Origin of the sequence: Bacillus sp. JJ1503, from assembly GCF_036965125.1 — a bacterium.
Lineage (GTDB): Bacteria > Bacillota > Bacilli > Bacillales > Cytobacillaceae > Cytobacillus.
The window spans coordinates 1-2474 of record NZ_JBALOZ010000109.1 but is presented as its reverse complement, the minus strand read 5'-3'; the positions used below and the strand labels follow the sequence as shown (position 1 = coordinate 2474).

The 2474-nt window shown below is 39.2% G+C and carries 3 protein-coding genes; all 3 read left to right on the top strand.

What is annotated here, in order from left to right; genetic code table 11:
- The first annotated feature begins 24 nt into the window (after positions 1-24).
- The 3 genes from comGA to comGC are packed head-to-tail and all read left to right on the top strand — an operon-like array spanning position 25 to position 2440.
- Positions 25-1095: a competence type IV pilus ATPase ComGA gene (gene comGA / locus V7149_RS09685; RefSeq protein ID WP_335345429.1), complete on the top strand. Its 1071-nt coding sequence runs from the start codon at positions 25-27 to the stop codon at positions 1093-1095.
- On the top strand, positions 1082-2113 hold the full coding sequence (gene comGB / locus V7149_RS09680) for a competence type IV pilus assembly protein ComGB (protein WP_335345428.1): 1032 nt from the start codon (positions 1082-1084) through the stop codon (positions 2111-2113). The genes comGA and comGB overlap by 14 nt, the downstream gene beginning before the upstream one ends.
- Positions 2114-2440, top strand: a complete 327-nt coding sequence (gene comGC, locus V7149_RS09675) for a competence type IV pilus major pilin ComGC (RefSeq protein ID WP_335345427.1) — start codon at positions 2114-2116, stop codon at positions 2438-2440.
- Positions 2441-2474: the final 34 nt, after the last annotated feature.

Sequence of the window (2474 nt, the reverse complement as noted above, 5' to 3'; positions counted from 1 at the left end):
TTCTAAAGGTGGTGTAATGTTCAGTTGAACATGATCGAAAAATTAGCAGAAAAAATAATCAAGGATGCAGTTCGAAATCAAGCCTCGGATATTCATATTGTCCCCCGCAGACAGGATACACTCATTCAATGGCGCCTCGCAAATAAACTAGTTCCCAGACTCTATCTCCCTAAAGAAGAATGCGACAGACTAATCTCCCATTTTAAATTCACCGCATCGATGGATATTGGCGAAAAAAGACGCCCACAAAGCGGAGCCTATTCTTACGTAATTGATGGAAAAATAATTGGATTGCGTTTCTCCACTCTGCCATCAAGCCACAACGAAAGCCTAGTTGTTCGAATCCTTCCTCAGCAAGAGCAAATTCCTTTTTTTCAAATTTCCTTATTTCCAGCTATGACCCGTAAAATGCTTGCCTTACTCAAACATGCCCACGGCTTAATCATTTTCACAGGCCCAACCGGATCTGGAAAGACCACAACTCTTTATTCCTTATTGAACGAGACCTCCCATATGTTTAACCGCAATGTCATTACATTAGAAGACCCAATAGAAAAAGAACATGATATGGTTCTCCAAGTACAAGTGAATGAAAAAGCGGGTGTTTCTTATGCTGCTGGTCTAAAGGCAATCTTAAGGCATGACCCAGATATTATTATGGTTGGAGAAATAAGAGATGCGGAAACCGCAAAAATTGCTGTACGTGCTGCGCTGACGGGGCATTTAGTGCTTTCAACCATGCATACAAGAGATGCGAAAGGTGCCATTTACCGGTTAAATGAATTCGGTGTCAATTGGGTAGAAATAGAACAAACTCTTGTTGCTGTAACAGCACAAAGGCTGGTCGAATTGACCTGTCCATTTTGCCAAGGGGAATGTTCACCCTATTGCTTTAGCTATGGAAGATGGAAGAGAGCGAGTGTTTTTGAGCTCCTTGCAGGGCGAGCTTTACACGCAGCGATGATGGAGGCGAAGGGTGAGTATATGGATGTGGATTATTTTACATTAAAAGACGTCATCAAGAAGGGCATTGCTCTAGGTTATATTAAAGGAACAGAATTTGATCGGTGGGTGCTGGATCATGCGGAGGCATAAGTGGAGTCTTCAGGAACAAAGCCATTTTCTAAAAAGAACAGGAGAGCTTCTTTCGAGAGGCTACCCGCTTTCCGAAGCAATAGAATCCATTCTGTTTCAGCTTCCGCGAAGAAAGAAAAAGGAGGTAGGAGAGTGTTTATCTGATTTAAGAGAAGGCTATCCGTTTTATCAAATATTATCAAAGCTGCAGTTTAACCGACACCTCATTGGCTATGTCTATTTTGCCGAACAGCATGGCGGCTTGGCTCAGGCATTCCAAGAAGGCAGTGAAATGATGTTAAAAAGAGACAGGGATTTGGAAAAGCTGAAAAAACTGCTTGTGTATCCCGTGTTATTAATTTTCATTACTTTAATGTTATTCATCTTTGTTGACTATATGATCCTCCCAAGATTTTCTTCATTATTTTCTTCAATGAAGCTAAAGCCAAACTTTTTTATGAAGGCAGTCTCTTTCTTTGGCAATATAATGCCTTTCTTCTTCGTTTTTTGCATCTTTTTCTGTGCTGTTCTTCTCGGTTACTACCTTTTACAATTCCGGAAAAATTCTCAAGTCAGGCAAAAAAGTAAGCTCGTTTCAATTCCGTTGATGGGTCCTTTTTTAAAGTTGTTTTACTCACATTATTTTTCGATCCAAATTAGTTATTTATTATCGGGTGGTCTGTCGATTCACGAGGCATTAAGAATGTTTAAGAAAAATGAAAAACAGCCTCTGTATCAAGAGCTAGGGGCAGACATAATAGATAATTTGCGAAAGGGGGAGAGGCTAGAGGATATACTAATGGGCTATTCCTTTTTAGAAGCTGAGCTTCCTCATATTATTAGGCATGGCCAGAAAAACGGGAAGCTCGATCAGGAGCTGGCTTTCTTTAGTAAACATTGCTTAACGGTAATTGAAGAGCGTTCAGAAAAATTACTAAAGACCATTCAGCCGATTTTGTATTCAGTTATTGGTGTCATGATTGTATTTATGTATTTAGCTGTACTATTACCAATGTTTCATTTACTGGAGGGAATTTAAATGAAAGCCTTAAAAAAAGAAAACGGATTTACCCTAATAGAAATGATGATAGTTTTACTAGTGATTTCTGTTTTGTTGATCATAACTATTCCAAATATCACAAAGCATAATTCAAAGATCAACAGCAAGGGATGTGAGGCATTTGTAAAGATGGTACAAGCCCAGGCTCAGGCTTATGAAATTGAAAAGAAATCACCGCCAGCAGATATTGATGCACTCGTAGCTGCTGAATATCTTAATGAGAATGAAACAACATGTCCAAATGGTACAGCAATTGAGATTTCAGCAGATGGAAAAGTGTCACCTGTAAAAAAAGAGGGGTCTTAAGTTTTATGTTAAGAAAACAAGGAGGCTTCACTTT